The organism is Embleya sp. NPDC059237 (genome assembly GCF_042754105.1).
Taxonomy (GTDB): Bacteria; Actinomycetota; Actinomycetes; order Streptomycetales; family Streptomycetaceae; genus Embleya.
Genome location: NZ_JBHZAE010000010.1, coordinates 54,658 through 70,974 on the forward strand (window position 1 = coordinate 54,658; position 16,317 = coordinate 70,974).

The 16,317-nt window shown below is 72.2% G+C and carries 13 protein-coding genes; 8 read left to right on the forward strand and 5 right to left on the reverse strand.

What is annotated here, in order from left to right:
* Window positions 1–23: 23 nt before the first annotated feature.
* Complete coding sequence (locus ACFXKZ_RS28745; RefSeq protein WP_380003956.1) at window positions 24–611, forward strand: septum formation family protein; 588 nt, start codon at window positions 24–26, stop codon at window positions 609–611.
* 223 nt (window positions 612–834) lie between these two features.
* Here ACFXKZ_RS28745 and ACFXKZ_RS28750 read toward each other — a convergent pair whose 3' ends face one another.
* The 3 genes from ACFXKZ_RS28750 to ACFXKZ_RS28760 all read right to left on the reverse strand — a co-directional run bounded on the left by ACFXKZ_RS28750 (window position 835) and on the right by ACFXKZ_RS28760 (window position 3,936).
* A complete protein-coding gene (locus tag ACFXKZ_RS28750) occupies window positions 835–1,803 on the reverse strand; it encodes an ABC transporter substrate-binding protein (protein ID WP_380003957.1) in 969 nt (322 codons plus the stop codon).
* 82 nt (window positions 1,804–1,885) lie between these two features.
* Complete coding sequence (locus tag ACFXKZ_RS28755; protein ID WP_380003958.1) at window positions 1,886–3,166, reverse strand: ABC transporter permease; 1,281 nt, start codon at window positions 3,164–3,166, stop codon at window positions 1,886–1,888.
* Complete coding sequence (locus tag ACFXKZ_RS28760; protein ID WP_380003959.1) at window positions 3,163–3,936, reverse strand: ATP-binding cassette domain-containing protein; 774 nt, start codon at window positions 3,934–3,936, stop codon at window positions 3,163–3,165. Before ACFXKZ_RS28760 ends, ACFXKZ_RS28755 begins: the two co-directional genes overlap by 4 nt.
* A 337-nt stretch (window positions 3,937–4,273) precedes the next feature.
* Here ACFXKZ_RS28760 and ACFXKZ_RS28765 point away from each other — a divergent pair, with 337 nt between their 5' ends.
* From ACFXKZ_RS28765 to ACFXKZ_RS28780, 4 genes are all read left to right on the forward strand, one after another.
* A complete protein-coding gene (locus ACFXKZ_RS28765) occupies window positions 4,274–5,578 on the forward strand; it encodes an AGE family epimerase/isomerase (protein ID WP_380003960.1) in 1,305 nt (434 codons plus the stop codon).
* A gap of 113 nt (window positions 5,579–5,691) precedes the next feature.
* The gene (locus ACFXKZ_RS28770) at window positions 5,692–6,723 is read left to right on the forward strand and encodes a LacI family DNA-binding transcriptional regulator (RefSeq protein ID WP_380003961.1); all 1,032 of its coding nucleotides are present in this window, start codon (window positions 5,692–5,694) and stop codon (window positions 6,721–6,723) included.
* Complete coding sequence (locus ACFXKZ_RS28775) at window positions 6,720–7,703, forward strand: carbohydrate kinase (RefSeq protein ID WP_380003962.1); 984 nt, start codon at window positions 6,720–6,722, stop codon at window positions 7,701–7,703. Before ACFXKZ_RS28770 ends, ACFXKZ_RS28775 begins: the two co-directional genes overlap by 4 nt.
* Before the next feature lie 301 nt (window positions 7,704–8,004).
* Window positions 8,005–8,532 (forward strand): nucleotidyltransferase domain-containing protein, encoded by a 528-nt coding sequence (locus ACFXKZ_RS28780; RefSeq protein WP_380003963.1) that lies wholly within the window; start codon window positions 8,005–8,007, stop codon window positions 8,530–8,532.
* Between the two features lie 729 nt (window positions 8,533–9,261).
* Here the strand turns inward: ACFXKZ_RS28780 and ACFXKZ_RS28785 are convergent.
* Both ACFXKZ_RS28785 and ACFXKZ_RS28790 read right to left on the reverse strand, forming a co-directional pair.
* Window positions 9,262–10,005 carry a YqjF family protein gene (locus ACFXKZ_RS28785; protein ID WP_380003964.1) on the reverse strand — a complete coding sequence of 248 codons (744 nt, stop codon included), beginning with the start codon at window positions 10,003–10,005 and terminating at the stop codon, window positions 9,262–9,264.
* A 67-nt stretch (window positions 10,006–10,072) separates the two neighbouring features.
* Window positions 10,073–11,044, reverse strand: a complete 972-nt coding sequence (locus ACFXKZ_RS28790; protein ID WP_380003965.1) for an ArsR/SmtB family transcription factor — start codon at window positions 11,042–11,044, stop codon at window positions 10,073–10,075.
* Window positions 11,045–11,103: 59 nt separating this feature from the next.
* Between ACFXKZ_RS28790 and ACFXKZ_RS28795 the strand changes: the two genes are divergently transcribed.
* The 3 genes from ACFXKZ_RS28795 to ACFXKZ_RS28805 all read left to right on the forward strand — a co-directional run bounded on the left by ACFXKZ_RS28795 (window position 11,104) and on the right by ACFXKZ_RS28805 (window position 15,838).
* A complete protein-coding gene (locus ACFXKZ_RS28795; protein ID WP_380003966.1) occupies window positions 11,104–12,288 on the forward strand; it encodes an MFS transporter in 1,185 nt (394 codons plus the stop codon).
* A gap of 44 nt (window positions 12,289–12,332) precedes the next feature.
* Entirely contained in the window at window positions 12,333–14,453 is a 2,121-nt protein-coding gene (gene ligA, locus ACFXKZ_RS28800) for an NAD-dependent DNA ligase LigA (protein ID WP_380003967.1), read from the forward strand.
* 221 nt (window positions 14,454–14,674) lie between these two features.
* On the forward strand, window positions 14,675–15,838 hold the full coding sequence (locus ACFXKZ_RS28805; RefSeq protein WP_380003968.1) for a hypothetical protein: 1,164 nt from the start codon (window positions 14,675–14,677) through the stop codon (window positions 15,836–15,838).
* The last annotated feature ends 479 nt before the right edge of the window (window positions 15,839–16,317 follow it).

A 16,317-nucleotide genomic window follows, 5' to 3' on the forward strand; every position in this document is an offset into this window, starting at 1 on the left:
AAAAGCGAAAGGTTGTGTCCTTCATGCCCACCATCCACCGCCTGCGCACGATCGCGCCGGCCGTGGCCGGAGTCGTCGCCGCCACCGCCCTGCTGTCCGGCTGTCTCGGCAGTGACAAGAGCGACAAGAGCAGCAAAGCTCCCTCGTCCTCCGCGACCGCGTCCACGAACGCGAGCGCCACCGAAAAGGCCACCACGAGCCCGACCGGCAAGCCGACCGGCAAGGCGACGGGTCTGCCGAAGCCGACCGGCTCCGCGAGCGGCTCGGCCGACGTGATCGACGCGTTCACGTACAAGACCGGCCAGTGCATCAACCAGAACGGCACCAAGACCGACGACGTGCCGTGCAGCAAGTCGCACAACGGCCAGGTCGGCCGGGCCTTCGACCTGCCGTCCACGGTTACGCCGGAAACCCCCGGCTACGAGGACAAGGTCAGCGAACTGTGCGAGCAGTACGTCGGCCCGATCGTCGACCGGCAGCCCGCCTCGCCGAAGATCACGTTCTCGTTCACGTACCCGCTGGACATGGAGTCGTGGCGACACGGCAACCACCAGGCCGCGTGCATCATCGAGCGCGAGGACAAGTTGCCGCTCACCACGATCATCAAGTAGCACCGATTCCGGTGGTACCGGTCGAGCCATAGCGGCCCCCGGCCCCTCCGCACCCCGGCCGGATCCGGCACGTCGCGTACGCCCCCTCGCGACGCACACCGTCGCATCCGAGCGCACATCCTTGGTCGAGCCCCCGTGACTCCCCACGGGGGCTCGACCGCGTCGAGGGCCCTCGCGGGGCGGGTCCGGGGTGCGGGGGCTCGCGGGGGCGCGGGCCTCCGCTTCAGCAGGCGCCCTTGTACAGGTACTTGCTGACGTCGGGCTGGTCGACGTTCTCCTTGGTGACGGCGATCAGGTCGGTGGAAATGGCCTTGGGGACCGGCTTCTTGTCCAGGGCGGCCACGGCCTGCTCCACGCCCTGGGCGCCGATGTCGAAGGGCTTCTGCGCGATCAGACCCTGGATGGAGCCCTTGCGCAGCGCCTCGACCTGCTTGGGGGTGGCATCGAACGCGATCAGTTTGACCTGGCCGGCCCTGCCCGCCTGCTCGATGCCGGTGGCTGCGCCCTCGCCGCTGAAGACGTTGGCGGCGAAGACCCCGACCAGGTCGCGGTGCGAGGCGATGGTGGAGGTGACGATCGAGGCCGCCTTGGCCGGGTCGTCGTCGTTGTACTGCACGCCGAGATAGGTGATGCCCGGGTGCTTCCTGATCTCGGTCTCGAAGCCCTTCAGGCGGGCGTCGGTGGTGGAGATGCCGGGCTTGACGCTGATCGCGGCGACGGCGCCGCGCTCCTGGACCTGGGCGGCCAGGGTCTGTGCGGCGAGCATGCCGCCGCGTTCGTTGTCGGAGGAGATCGCGGTCTCCCGGATCGAGGCGTCGTCGAGCTTGGTGTCCACCTCGATCACCTTCGCGCCGCGCGACTTGAGCTGCTGCTCGGGTTGACGCATGGCCTGGGTGTCGGTCGGCGCGATCAGCACCGCGTCGGGGCTCTTGGCCGCGACCGCGTTGACCACCGGGGTCTGGAGCGAGGCGTCCCACTTGTCCGCGCCGGTCACGTCGAGCTTGACGCCCAGTTCCTTGGCCTTTTGCTGCGCGCCGCAGGCCATCGAGATGTAGAACTCGTCGCCCTTGACGCCCTGGACGAAGGTGATCTTGCGCCCGCCCCCGGAGCCGCCGTCGTCGTCGCTGCATCCGCTCAGGGCGGCGACCGCGGTCAGGGCGATGGTCACGGCGACGTAGGTCGGTGTCTTCATCGGGCAGTGCCTCCTGGCGGTGGTGGGGCGATGCGGGGGTGGTGGCGAAGGGCGCATGGTGGCTCGGCAACCGCTGTGTGGTTCAACGGCGTTGGCGACCGCGGCGGCGCAACTGGTCGGCGTACACGGCGGCGATCAGGACGGCGCCGACCGCGACGCTCTGCCAGAACGGCTGCACGCCGAGGATGACGAAGCCGTTCTGCAGGATCGCGGGGATGAACACGCCGATCAGCGTGCCGACGACGGTACCGATGCCGCCGAACAGGCTGGTACCGCCCAGCACCACGGCCGCGATGGCGCCCAGTGAGTCGTTGGCGTGGCCGCCGATCGTGGTGGTGGTGAAGCGGGCGAGGGACAACACGCCGGCGAGCCCGGCCAGGGTGCCCGACAGGGCGTACACCGCGATCATGTGCCGGTCGACCGGGATGCCGGCCCGGCGCGCCGCCTCGGCATTGGAGCCGACCGCGTAGGTACGGCGGCCGAATCGGGTGGTGCCGAGCACGAGCGCGCCGACCGCGGTGACGAGGAGGGCGATCACCACCAACCAGGGCACGCCCAGGACCCGGCCGTTGCCGATGGTGTCGGTGAACCGGGTGGGCACGCCCCGGACGTCCTGCCCCTCCGTCATCACCTGGGCCAGGCCGAGCGCCATGCCGAGGCTGCCGAGGGTGACGATCAGCGCCGGTACCCGGGCCTTGGCGACCAGGAATCCGTTGAACGCGCCCCACGCGGCACCGGCGGCGAGGCCGGCGAGTACGCCGAGCAGGATCGCGCCCCAGCCCGCGTCCGGGCCGGAGACGGCGGTCATCGTCTTGGCCGCCGCGACACCCGCGAACACCAGGACCGAGCCGACCGAGAGGTCGATGCCGGCCATGATGATCACGAAGGTCATGCCGACGCCGATGATCAGCAGCACGGCGGCGTCCGTGGCCACGTTGCGCAGGTTGAACGTGGTCGGGAACTGCGACGGGCGCATGATCGAGAAGGCGGCCACCAGGACCATCAGGACCAGGAAGGTCCACCAGGTGTTGGTACGGGCGAGGCGGGGCCACAGGACCGTGCGGGCGAAGGCGACCGCGGGGTGTGCACGGGGCGTCGAGGCGGGGTCGATGTCCGGCGGTTCGGGGGGATCGGCGCGACGGCCGTTGGATGGGTTCGCGGGTCGGGCGTCCGGGTTGGCACCTGGGTCGGCGCCCGGGTCGGCGCCCGGCTTGGCGCCCGGCTTGGCATCGTGTTGGCCGTCCGGTCGGACGTCGGGCTTGGCGTCGGGTCGGGTGTCCGGGGTGTCGGGCGTCTCGTCTTGCGGCGGGTGGTCGGGGCGGTCTTGGGAGTTCGGTGTGGTGGCCGTGTCGTCGCGGTTCATGCCGGCGCGCCTTCCGTGTCGAGTGTGTCGAGCGCGCCGGTCATCGCGCCGACCAGTTCCTCCACCGTGGTCTCCGCCGCGGGCAGACTCGCCACCCGGCGGCCGAGGCGCAACACCTCGACGCGGTCCGCGACCGACAACACCTCGGGCATGTTGTGGCTGATCAGCACGACCGCGATGCCGTTGTCGCGGACCCGGCGGATCACATCGAGCACCCGGCCGCGCTGGAGTACGCCGAGCGCCGCGGTGGGCTCGTCCATGAAGATCACTTTGTCCGCCCAGGCGACCGCGCGGGCGATGGCCACGCTCTGCCGCTGGCCGCCGGACAACGTCCCGATCGGCGCGTCCACGTCCTGGAGTTCGACGCCGAGTCGGGCGAACGCCTCGATCGCCCGCGCCCGCATCGTGGCCTTGTCCAGCACGCCGAGGCGGCCGGCCAGACCGCGGCGCAGCAGTTCGCGGCCGAGGAAGAGATTGGCCGGGCCGTCCAGATCCGGGGCCAGGGCGAGGTCCTGGTACACCGTCTCGATGCCCAACCCCTGGGCATCGGTGGGGCGTTCCATGTGCACCTCGCGGCCCTCGAAGAGGATCCGGCCCGCGTCGGGGCCTTCGGTGCCGGCCAGGGTCTTGGTCAGGGTGCTCTTGCCCGCACCGTTGTCGCCGATCAACGCGACCACCTCGGCCGGGAAGACCGTGAAGTCGGCGCCGCGCAGGGCCTGCACCTGGCCGTATCGCTTGACCAGGCCGCGACCTTCGATCAGGGGTTGCACGTGCCCAACTCCTTCGGATTGTCGGGTCGTTCCCCGCGAGCCGGCTCGGCCGGACCCGGCGGGCGCCACGCGTTCGCACGTGTGTCGGGACGGGGACGAGGGGATCCGCGCCGCCTGCCGCTGACAACGGTGTCAGTACAGTGCCGGCCACATCGGCGGGTGTCCAGGGGTTGTGCCACCTCGGATGAGGCGGAAACCGGGTGGGGATTACGGCGATTGCCCCGACAGGTACCACCGGACGCAGGGCCGTCGAGGACGATCGGGGCGGGATGTCGACAGCAGGGGGTGGGACGGGTACGGTCCGCATGACAACGATGTCATAGGGAGCGTGCGGCACATGGCAGCTGAACCCTGGCCGGAACCCTGGCCGGACTCCCCCGAGCACACGGCCCGGCTCGACGCGGAATGCGACCGGCTGATCCGCTTCGCGGCCGGCGCCAAGTTGACCGGCGGCGGCTTCGGTTGGCTCGACGACGTCGGTCGGCCGCTGCCGGACGGGGTGGTGCACACGTGGGTGACCGCGCGGATGACCCACGTGTTCGCCCTGGCCCGGCTGCGTGCGGAGGCCCGTGGGTCGGCGTTCGACGCCGCCGAGGCGGGCGCGCTCGTGGCGCACGGGATCGCCGCGCTGACCGGGCCGCTGCGCGACCACGAGTACGGCGGCTGGCATCCGGTCGTGGATCGCGCCGGCCGACCCGCGCCGGGCGACGGCGACACCGGCGCCGACCCCGATCGACCGGAGGGCAAGCGGATGTACGACCACGCGTTCGTCGTGCTGGCAGCCGCGAGCGCGTGCGCCGCCGGTCATCCCGAGGCGCCCGCGCTGCTCACCGAGGCCCTCGACGTGGTGGAGCGCCGCTTCTGGGAACAGGACCGCGGCGCCTGCGCCGAATCCTGGGACCGGACCTGGACCGTCGGCGAGCCGTATCGGGGCGCCAACAGCAACATGCACGCCGTCGAGGCGTTCCTGGCCGCCGCCGACGCCACCGGCGAGGCCCGCTGGCGCGAACGCGCCCTGCGGATCGCCGAGCGGGTGGTGCACGAGCACGCCCGCGCCAACCACTGGCGGCTGATCGAACACTTCACCGCGGACTGGACCCCACTGCCCGAGTACAACCGCGAGCGCCCCGCCGACCCGTTCCGTCCCTACGGCGCCACCGTGGGCCACTGGTTCGAGTGGTCCCGCCTGCTGGTCACGCTGGCCGAGGCGCTGCCGCAGCCGCCCGGGTGGCTGCGCGCGGACGCGGTGGCGCTGTTCGACGCGGCGGTGCGGGAGGGGTGGCGCGCCGACGGTCGGCCGGGCTTCGTGTACACCGTCGACTGGTCCGGGAAACCGCTGGTCCGGACCCGGATGCACTGGGTCGCGGCCGAGGCGATCGCGGCCGCGGCGGCGCTGCGTCGGGCCTCGGGGGACGCCGACTACGATGACTGGTACCGAGTGTGGTGGGAGCATGCCGACGCCGTATTCCTGGACCGGGAGCACGGCGGCTGGCATCACGAACTCGACGCCGACGCGCGGCCCTCGGCCGACGTCTGGCGGGGCAAGCCCGACGCGTACCACGCGGTCCAGGCGACCCTGCTGCCTCGGCTGCGGTCCGCACCGACCATCGCGGAGGCGCTGCGTCGTCGGGCTGTGGGGTGAGTGCGGCGCCGTCCCGCTCCCGTGCCCCTACCCACGCGCAACACGCACACCACGCAACGCGCAACACGCACCGTGAGTGCCGGGTGTGAGCCCGGTCGCCCGAAAGGAATGCGATGGCCGGCCCGACGACACCGGAGCGACCACGCGGGCGCGGGCGCTCCACGATGAAGGACGTGGCCGCCCTCGCCGGCGTGGGGATCAAGACCGTCTCGCGGGTGATCAACGGCGAGCCGAACGTGAGCGCGGTCAAGCGGCAGGCGGTGTGGGCGGCGGTCGCCGAGACCGGGTTCCGCCGCAACGACAGTGCCGCGCAGCTGCGTTCCGGGCACACCTCCAGCATCGGCCTGGTGCTGGAGGACGCCGCGGATCCCTTCTCGTCCGCGCTCACCCGCTCCATCCAGGACATCGCGCACCAACACGGCACGGTGTTGTTCAGCGCGTCGTCGGCGGAGGATCCGGACAAGGAGCGCGACCTCGTGCTGGCGCTGTGCGCCCGGCGGGTGGACGGGCTGATCGTGGTGCCGGCCAGCGGCAGCCATACCTATCTGCTGCCGGAGATCGAGGCGGGCATGGTGTGCGTGTTCGTCGACCGGCCGCCGGGCGACATAGAGGCGGACACGGTCCTGGTCGACAACGTGGGCGGGGCCCGGACCGGCGTCGGGCATCTGGTCCGGCACGGGCATCGGCGGATCGCCTTCATCGGCGACCGGTTGGAGATCTTCACCGCGCGCGAGCGGGTGCGCGGATACCGCGAGGCGTTGACCGAGGCGGGCATCGAGGTCGATCCGCGCCTGGTGTACAACGGGCCGCCGTACGGCGAGGAACTGCGCGCGTGGTTGCGGGCGATGCTCGGCGGCGCCGATCCGGCGACGGCGGTGTTCTGCGGGAACAGCCGGTTCACGGTCGAGACGGTGCGCGAGATCCGCCGCTCCCCGGTACAGCCGGCCCTGGTCGGCTTCGACGACTTCGAACTCGCCGACATGCTCACGCCGGCGGTGACCGTGGTCGCCCAGGATCCGTCCGGCCTCGGACAGGCCGCCGCACAGTTGTTGTTCCGGCGGCTGGCGGGGGATCCGACCCCGGTCCAGCACGTACACATGCGCACCCGGCTCATCCCCCGGGGTTCGGGCGAGGTGGGGCCGTGACCGGGCGAGACGCGAAGTCGGCGTACGACGAGGGAGGTTCGGCCGTGATCACGGTGATCGGCGAGGCGTTGATCGATCTGGTCCGGACCGAGGGCGGCGCGCCCGTCGCCCATCCGGGCGGCAGTCCGGCCAATGTGGCGGTCGGCCTGGGTCGGCTCGGGGTGCCCGTGCGGCTGATCACCCGTTATGGGAAGGACGAGTACGGCGAGTTGCTGGCCGCGCACCTGGCCGCGAGTGGGGTGGTGCCGGCGCCGGAGGGCGTGCACTCGGGGTCGACGAGCGTGGCGTATGCGCGGGTGGACGCGGCGGGGGTGGCCGACTACTCCTTCGACATCGTGTGGGATCTGCCCGCGACGGTGCGGGTGCCGGCCGACTCGCGGTGCGTGCACACCGGATCGATCGCGACGACGCTGGCGCCGGGGGCCGAGACGGTACGGGAGTTGCTGGCCGCCGCGCACGCCGGGCGCCGGGCGCTCGTGTCGTACGACCCGAACTGCCGGCCGTCCCTGATGGGCGAGCCGGAGGCGGCTCGGGTGCGGATCGAGGCGCTGGTGGATCTGTGCGATCTGGTCAAGGTCAGCGATCAGGACCTGGAATGGCTGTATCCGGCGCGGTCGTTCCGCGACGTGGCGGACGAGTGGCTGCGCCGGGGGCCGGGTCTGGTCGTGGTGACCCGGGGGGCCGAAGGTGCGTACGGGGTCTGCCGGGCGGGCCGGGCGACGATCCCGGCCGTGCCGGTGCGGGTGGTGGACACGGTCGGCGCGGGCGACGCGTACACGGCCGGGCTGTTGGACGCGCTCCGTCGGCGGGAGCTGCTGAGCCCGAACGGGGTCCGTGACCTCGACCCGTCGACCCTGGCCGAACTGCTCGTCGACGCCTCGTCGATCGCGGCACTCACCTGCTCCCGCCCGGGCGCGGATCCGCCGACGGCCGCGGAGATGGAGGCGTACCGGCGGGAGGCACGTTTCGACAATGAATGATGACTGTGTGTAATTGTTCGGCGACCGAGGGAAAAGGGCGTCGGGCGGCGGTATTCGGACACTCTGTCGAGCGTGGGTGTCGTCGGCGTGGCGGGTGACATCGGGTCGGGACCTCGTGGTTGTTCCGTGTCGATACTCCGACGGGGCGATCGGGGCCATGGCTGATTCCGGTGGTGTCCGGTGAGCGCGGGCGGGTCCGGCACATGGCCGGAACCACGATCGACGCCCGTTTCGGTCACGGGTGGATGACGGCCGGCCAAGACGGTGCCGAGTCGGGATTCGGGCGCTCTACGGTAAGCCCATGACTGTGTCGTCGGATGCCGACAAACAGCTCGCACTGATCGTCGAAGTCCAGGACCTGGCCCGAGAGTTGGGTATCGAGGTCTGGTTGCGCGGCGGTTGGGCGATGGATTTCTACCTCGGCCGGATCACCCGGGAGCATGTGGACGTCGACTGGTTCGCGTGGGCCGAGGACGCCCCGGCGCTCACGGTCGCGTTCGCTGCGCGCGGCTTCGTGCGGTTGGCCCGGGCACCGGCCGAACAGCAGCTCGATTACACGACGGGAGACGTGGAATTGGGTTTTGCCTTCCTGGATCGCGACCCGGAGGGCCACGTGATCGTGGCCGGCGGCCCGTGGGCGGGCGCCCGCTGGCCGGACGGGATGCTCGACACTCCCCCTGGGAAGTTGGCCGGGGTGTCGTGTCCGATCATCTCGCCAGAGGCCCAGATCGAGATCAAGTTGATGACCCCGGTCTGGCGACCGCACCGACCGCGCCGGGCCAAGGACGCCGAGGACATCGAACGCCTGCGGGAGGGATTGGCCCGGTAGGCGGTGGGGACCGCGTGACCCGGGAGTGTGGGGAGGGTGGGGATGATGGGGATGCGCTGCCGGGCTTCGCCCGGGGAGCGACACCGATTCGGCCGTGATCCGGATCGGGCCTCGAAACCGGATTCGAGGCGAAATCGAGTCGGGGAGCCGACCGCGTCGTCGGTCGAACGGACTGAGACCGACATCGACAATCCGTGAGCCGTATGCGGTCACCGGTCGCCCGTGACCGGGCAATTCGCCGTGCGCTCGCGCGCTTTTCGGGGTGCCGAGTCGTGGTGTGCGCGTCGGCAGCGGTTCGAGTCGCCGGGCTGCGGGGTGCGCGGGGTGGTGTTCGTGTGGGGTTGAGCGGGTGCGCGTCGGTGTTCGTGTGGGTGTGGGCGTGGCACGGCCGGTCGATGGTCGGCCGGGGCTCCGGAGGGCTCGGGGTGGCCGCGCCCTCCGGAGCGGTCACCGCCGGTCCGATCGGTGGATCGACGGTGACCGGCCGGCCCTTCGGGTCGGTTCGTGGGGGCGGGGCGGTGCGGCATGGGGACGCCGTGACGGGCACCCGCGTTGCTCGGTCGACCCAACCGTCGCTCCGCCGGCGGCTGTTCCCGGCCGGCTCCGAGTCGGTGGTCGGGTCGGCGTTCGGGCCCGGCAATGCCGTCCTGGACAACCTGGGCGGGCGTTGCGCGACGTGGTGTTCGTGGCCACGAGCGCCTTCGGGCCCGACTCGGTTGCGGGTGTCGGTCAGGTGTCGGGGGTGACCGTGACGGGTGGGCCGAAGCGTACGGGTACGCCCGGGGAGTAGAGCGCGCTGGTCGGGGCACCGGTGATGTTCGGGAGGCCGGCGGCGGCGATCAGGTTTTCGTCGAGGTGCAGCACCTCGGCGTGGTGCAGCGACCACTGCGGATGCGCGTTGGGCAGGTAGAGGGTGCGTCCGGCGACCGAGGTGTGCAGGCCCCAACGCGCCGTCAGGAAGTGTTCCAGCGGCCCGGGTTCGGTCACCGGCGCCCCGACGCGGACCTCGACCGTCGCCGCGTGCGGCGCGCCCTCGAGGCGGTGTCGGCGGGTGGTGTAGCGCACCCGGTCGCCGGCGCGCTCGATCCGCATCCGGGCCCAGCGGTAGGGCAGGCGCAGCGTGGCCCGGGCGGTCAGCACGGGCAGCAGGCGGGCGGCCTCCAGGGAGCGGAAGACGACGCCGCGACGGCCGGCATCGTCCACGGAGTACAGCCGCACGTTGGTCTCCGGGAAGGTGCCCAGCCACGGGACGCGCGGCAGCCGCAGCAGGCCGATGTCGACCATCCGGAACGGAACCAGGCCGACGTAGGTCACCCCGTCGAGCACGTCGGGCCGGGTGCCCTCCGGGAGCAGCGGGGCGACCTCGGCGGGCGGCACGGGCCAATGCAGGAAGGTGAGTTCGCTCCAGCGCTGGGTGAGCACCACGTGCCGGATCCCGCGCGGCGCCAACGGGGTGACGGGTTCGATCCTCATCGGGCCATGGTGGCGCATCGGCGGAGGCGGGTGGCGCCGCATCGCCCGGTTCGGGGCCGGCGCCCGTTCAGCGCGGTGTCTGGGCGGCGATCAGGGCCTCGCCCGTCGGGGAGCGGTAGTACAGGACGGAGCGGCCGGCGCGGCGGCGCAGCACCAGGTGGGCGTCCAGCAGGATCCGCAGGTGGCGGCCGACCGAGCCCAGGCCCTGTCCGGTGAGCGCGACCAGTTGGCTGGTGCTCTTGGGCGTGTCGAGGCGGATCAGGACCCCGGCCCGGCCGGCGCCGAGGAGGCGGGCCAGCGCATCGGCCGCGGCCGGTCGGGGGCCGTCGGCCAGCACGCCGGAACAGGGGTAGACCACCGCGTAGTGCCGGGCCTCGTCCCAGGCCACCCAGCCGCGCCCGGGGGTGACCGGGACGAACGACAGCCGCGCCCGGCCGAGATCGCGCGGCGGGTAGTCGTACGCGTTGATCCGCAGTCGGCTCGCGCCCAGCCAGCGCATACCCGGGCGCAGGTCGTCCAGCGCCGCCGCCCAGCCGCCGCGGCCGAGTCGATCGGTGCGGGCGATGATGTCGGCCTCGATGATCCGGCGGCGGCGCGGCCAGTCGGGGCGGACCACCCCGCTCCAGACCCAGTCCAGGATGTCGGCGGCGCGGGCGGCGAGGTCGTCGCGCCGCAGAGCGGGCGGCAGTGGACCGCCCATCGACACCTCCAGGTCCGCCCGGGCGTCGGCGGAGGAGACCGCCCGGACCCGTTCCAGTTCCCTGTCGAAGCTCGGCTCCGGGTCACGGGTCGGCGGGGGCGTGAGGAAGTCGGCGTTCCAACTGCCGCCGTAGCCGATGCGCAGCAGCAGCGCGGTGATCGGGTCGGCGGCGAGCCGGGCCCGGTAGGCGGGCAGGTGCGCGGCCAGCCAGGCGCCTTCGCCGGGGTGGCCGGCCGTACCGCGCTCCAGGGTTTTCAGTGTCGCGGTGACCTCGGCCAGTGGTGAAACGGTGAAGCGGCTGCCCGCGAGGGTATCCGCGTCGACCTGCCACCACCCCATGCTTTCGCCTCCCGGCGAAACAGTAACGCCCCGGGCTTGGATACCCCGAAGCTCTCGCCATGCGCACCTACCGAGAGCTGTTCCGCACACCGGAATACACCCCGTTGTTCGCCGCCACATCCGCGCATCTGGCGGCGATGACGGTGAGCGGACTGGCCCTGGGCACCCTGGTCTTCGACCGGACCGGCTCGCCGCTGCTGGCCGCGCTCGGCATGTTCGGCGGCTCGCTCGCGCAGGTGGTGGGGGCGACCGCGCTGATGTCGGCGGCGGATCGGTTGCCGCCCCGGGCCGCGTTGACCTCGACGGGGCTGATGTTCGCCCTGGGCACGGCCGCGTTGGCCCTGCCCGGGATGCCGCTGTGGGCGCTGTTCGCCATCGTATTGGGCCAGGGCGCGGTGGCCGCGGTGGGCGGTGGGGTGCGTTTCGGGCTGCTGAACGAGATCCTGCCCCGGGACGGCTACCTGCTCGGCCGGTCGGTGCTCAACATGAGCAACGGGACGGTACAGATCCTGGGCTACTCGCTCGGTGCCGTGCTGGTCACCGCGCTGTCCGCGCGCGGCACGCTCCTCGTGGGGGCCGGGTTGTACCTGCTCGGGGCGGTGGTGTCGCGGTGCGGGCTGGCGGCTCGGGCACCGCGCGCGGCCGGTCGGCCGTCGGTGGCCGAGACGTGGCGCAACAACGCGCTGTTGTGGTCGGTCAAGCCGCGCCGCTACGTCTACCTCGCGCTGTGGGTGCCCAACGGGCTGGTCGTCGGCTGCGAGTCGTTGTTCATCCCGCTCGAACCCGACCACGCGGGACTGCTGTTCGCGGCGGCGGCGCTGGGCATGCTGGCCGGGGACGTGGTCGGCGGCCGGTTCGTGCCGGGGCCGTGGCGGCACCGGCTCGGGCCGCCGATGTTGCTGCTGCTGGCCGCGCCGTACCTGCTGTTCGTGATGGATCCGGCGCTGCCGCTCGCGCTGGTCGTGGTCGCGATCGCGTCGGTCGGCTACTCGGCGAGCCTGCTGTTCCAGGAGCGGCTGATGGCCATGACGCCGGACGAGCTGAGCGGCCAGGCGCTGGGGCTGCACGCGTCCGGGATGGTGGCGATGCAGGGCGTCTGTGCATCGCTCGCGGGCGGGATCGCGCAGGTGACGTCACCGAGCACCGCGATGGTGGTGATGGCGGGGATGTCGATCACGGTGACGCTGAGCCTGACGGCGGGTCTGCGGGCGGGCCCGGGGGCGGCGGAGGTGCCCGTGGGGTGATGTCGGTGCGGGGTGATGTCGGTGCTGTTCGAGAGCATGTACGCATGATCGACTCCCCGGCGCCGGCCGCCGTTCTCGCCGACTTCGACGCGTACACCCGGGCCGTCGCGGCCGTCGCCGACGCCGCGCGGGCCTACTACGGAGGCGCCGAGTCCACCGTCGACGACGACACCTACGACCGGCTGCTGCGCGGAATCGAGGCGTACGAACGGGCGCACCCCGAGCACGCGGTCGCCGAGTCGCCGGTGGGCAAGGTCGCCGCGGGCGCGCTGCCCGGCGGGGAGGTGCCGCACACGGTGCCGATGCTGAGCCTGGACAACGTGTTCGACCCGGAGGGGCTGACCGCGTGGGCCGCGTCGTTGGAGCGCCGGCTGGGGCGGGCGCCGGCGGCGCTGACGGTCGAGCCGAAGATGGACGGCCTGGCGGTCGCGGTGCGCTACCGCGAGGGCCGGCTCGACCGGCTGATCACCCGCGGCGACGGCATCGCCGGGGAGGACGTCTCGCACGCGATCGGTACCATCGTCGGTCTGCCCGAGCGGTTGGCCGAGCCGGTCTCGATCGAGGTGCGCGGCGAAGTCCTGCTCACCGCCGAGCAGTTCGAGGCGGCCAACGAGATCCGCCGGGAGTACGGCGCGAGCGTGTTCGCCAATCCGCGCGGCGGTGCGGCCGGCACGCTGCGGGCCAAGGACCGGCCGTACGTGATCCCGATGACCTTCTTCGGCTACGTGGCGCTGCCGCTGCCCGACGACGAGAGCACGTTCGCGGCCGAGTTGCGCACCGCCGACCACTCGGCGGTGATGGCTCGGGTGGAGGCGCTGGGCGTGCTGACCACCGGGCGTACCGCGGCGCGGCTTCGGGTGTGCGCCACGATCGCCGAGGTCCAGGCGGCGGTGGACGAAATCGCGGCGCTGCGGGCCGAGTTGCCGTTCGGGATCGACGGTGTGGTGATCAAGGCCGACGCCGCCGCCGATCAGGCCGAGGCCGGCAGCGGCACCCGCGCGCCGCGCTGGGCGATCGCGTACAAACTGGCCGCCGTGCACAAGATCACCCGGCTCCTCGGGGTCGACTGGGCGGTCGGCCGCACCGGGGTGATCGCGCCTCGCGCGATCCTGGACCCGATCGAGATCGACGGCAGCGTCGTCGGCTTCGCGACCCTGCACAACCCGGCCGACATCGAGCGACGTGGGCTGATGATCGGCGACACGGTCAGCGTGTACAAGGCGGGCGACATCATCCCGCGCGTGGAGGCACCCTTGGTGCACGCGCGCACCGGTGCCGAGACGCCGATCGAGTTCCCCACCGCGTGTCCCAAGTGCGGCGGTGAGGTGGACACTTCGCAGCAGCGGTGGCGGTGTGCCCAGGGCCGCGCGTGCGGGCTGCACGCCGGGATCCTGTACGCGGTGGGTCGCGACCAACTCGACATCGAGGGCATCGGCGGCCGGATCGTCACGCAACTGATCGAATCCGGTGCGGTCGCCGACGTGGCCGACCTGTTCACCCTCACCCGCGAACAGTTCCTCGCCCTGGACCGGATCGACAAGATCGCCGACCGGCTGATGGCGGGCATCGAGGCGGCCCGGACCAAGCCGCTGAACCGGGTGTTGTGCGCGCTGGGGGTGCGGTTGACCGGGCGCTCGATGTCCCGGCGGATCGCCCGCCACTTCGGCACGATGGACGCGATCCGCGCGGCCGACGTGGAGGCGATGGCGCAGGTCGAGGGGATCGGGCCCGGGAAGGCGGCGGTGATCGTCGCGGAACTGGCCGAACTCGGGGATGTGATCGACAAGTTGGTGGCCGCCGGGGTGAACATGAGCGAGCCCGGGGTCGTGCCGGATGCGGGTGTGGGTGCGGGTGTGGTTTCGGGCGTGGGTGGCGAGGCGGGCTCGCAGCCGGGCGACGCGGGTGGGGCCGGGCCGCTTGCGGGTATGGCCGTCGTGGTGACCGGGGCGATGACGGGTGCGCTCGCGGCGCTGTCGCGCAACGAGATGAACGAGTTGATCGAACGCGCCGGTGGTACCGCCTCGTCCGGGGTGTCCAAGAAGACGGCGCTCGTGGTCGCCGGGGACAAGGCCGGATCCAAGCGGGCCAAGGCGGAGCAACTGGGCGTGCGGATCCTGACGCCGGAGGAATTCGCGGAACTGGTGGGAGTGTTGCTTCCGTCCTGACCGACGGGGGTGCCGGCATTCGCGTCGATATCCGTTCCGGCGACGGTGATTCGGGCGATCCATAGCAGATCGACGAACACCGTGAAGTGAATAGGACGATATCGGTGTGCGAAGCCTCGGACGCCGGCATCGTCGCGTTCGGGAGCCGGTGGTGGCCGGGAAGGTTCGCAGGCGCGGAACCGCCGGAGCCGCACCACCCTTCGACGACGAATGGAGTCCCCATGGTCGAGGCACACCCCCCGCGAATACCGCTGCCGTTCGCCCTCGACCGCAATCCGCACGCGCCCGAGGCGGAACGCCGGCTGCTCGACTGGGCCCGACGCCACGACCTGCTCGACCACGCCGACGCGGAGAAACGGCTGGTCGGCGCGCGGCTCGGGGACCTCGCGGCCTATACGCACCCCGACGCCGAGCCCGACCGGCTGGTGCTGTACGCGCAGTTCATCGCCTGGCAGTTCCTCACGCACGACCGCTACGCCGAACCGGACGAACGCACCGCAACCGGCCGGGAGCACCTGACGGCCCAGGTCGAGCCGGTGTACCGCACTGGCCGCGTCGATCCCGCCGCCGGGCCGATGGCGAGGGCACTCGCGGACATCCTGGGGCGGGTGTATCCGGCCATGAGTGCGGACTGGCGCGAGCGGTTCGTGGTCGAGGGTCTGGAGACGCTGCGACACGTGTTGCCGCGTCCGCCCGGCGGGCCGCGCACGGCGGGGCGGGATCACGCCGGTGGGGTCGAGGCGTATGTGCGGCATCGGCGGTTCGCCTGTGGGCAGTTCCCGTGTCTGCTGCTGGACGAGTACATGGCGGGCGGGGAGCTGCCGGTGATGATTCGGGACGGCGCGGCGTATGACGATGTGCGGAACGCCCAGGCGGACGTGGTCTCTTGGACGAGCGACTACTACGCGTCGCGGGACAGCGCGGGTTCCGGGGCGGGGCGCGGGGCGGATTCGGGAGCGGGTTCCGGGGCGGATGTGGCCACCGACCTGGTGGGTGTGCTGGCGTACACGGAGCATGTGGGTCGTGCGCACGCGGAATCGGCGGTGGCCGCGCGGATCCAGGATCGGGTGGCCGACTTCCTGAGCGCGCGCCGGGAGTTGCAGGGGGGCAAGAGCGCGGCGGCGTTGGCGGATCCGGCTACGGATCTGGTGCTGCGCCGCTGCGTTTCGGCGATGCACCATCGTATGGCGGGGACGGAGGCTTGGGCGTGGGAGAACGTCAGGTCGATCGACCGTCGGCGGGGGGCGGACGGTGCGGGTGATGCGCGGAGCGCGCGGGACGCCGAGGGTGGCCTGCGGGTGCCGGAGTTCGTGGAGGACCTGTTGGATGTCCGGGGCCGGCCGCGGGGTTGGGATGGCGGCGCGGCGGGGCATCGGTGGCCGTAGGGGTCGGCGTGGGCGGCGCGGCCCGCTGCGCGCGCGTGGTGAGCCCGGTACTGCTTGGCGTCCTCAAATGCCCGACGGGCCGGCGTTGGTGCTGCCGGCTGGTCGGCTGCGGTGCGGAGCACGATGGGCCGGCCGCGCCATGTGGTGAGCCCGGGGCTGCTTGGCGTCCTCAAACGCCGGACGGGCTGGAGGGATGGGGGACGTTGGCGAGTCCGCTGCGGTGCGGAGCACGATGGGCCCGCCGCGCCATGTGGTGAGCCCGGGGCCGCTTACCGTCCTCAAACGCCGGACGGGCTGGGGAGATTGGGGACGTTGGCGAGTCGGCTGCGGTGCGGAGCACGATGGGCCCGCCGCGCCGCGTGGTGAGTCCGGGGCCGCTTGGCGTCCTCAAACGCCGGACGGGCTGCAGGGATGGGGGACCTTGGCGAGTCCGCTGCGGTGCGGAGCACGATGGGCTGGTCGGGGTCCGTGCGTTCGCG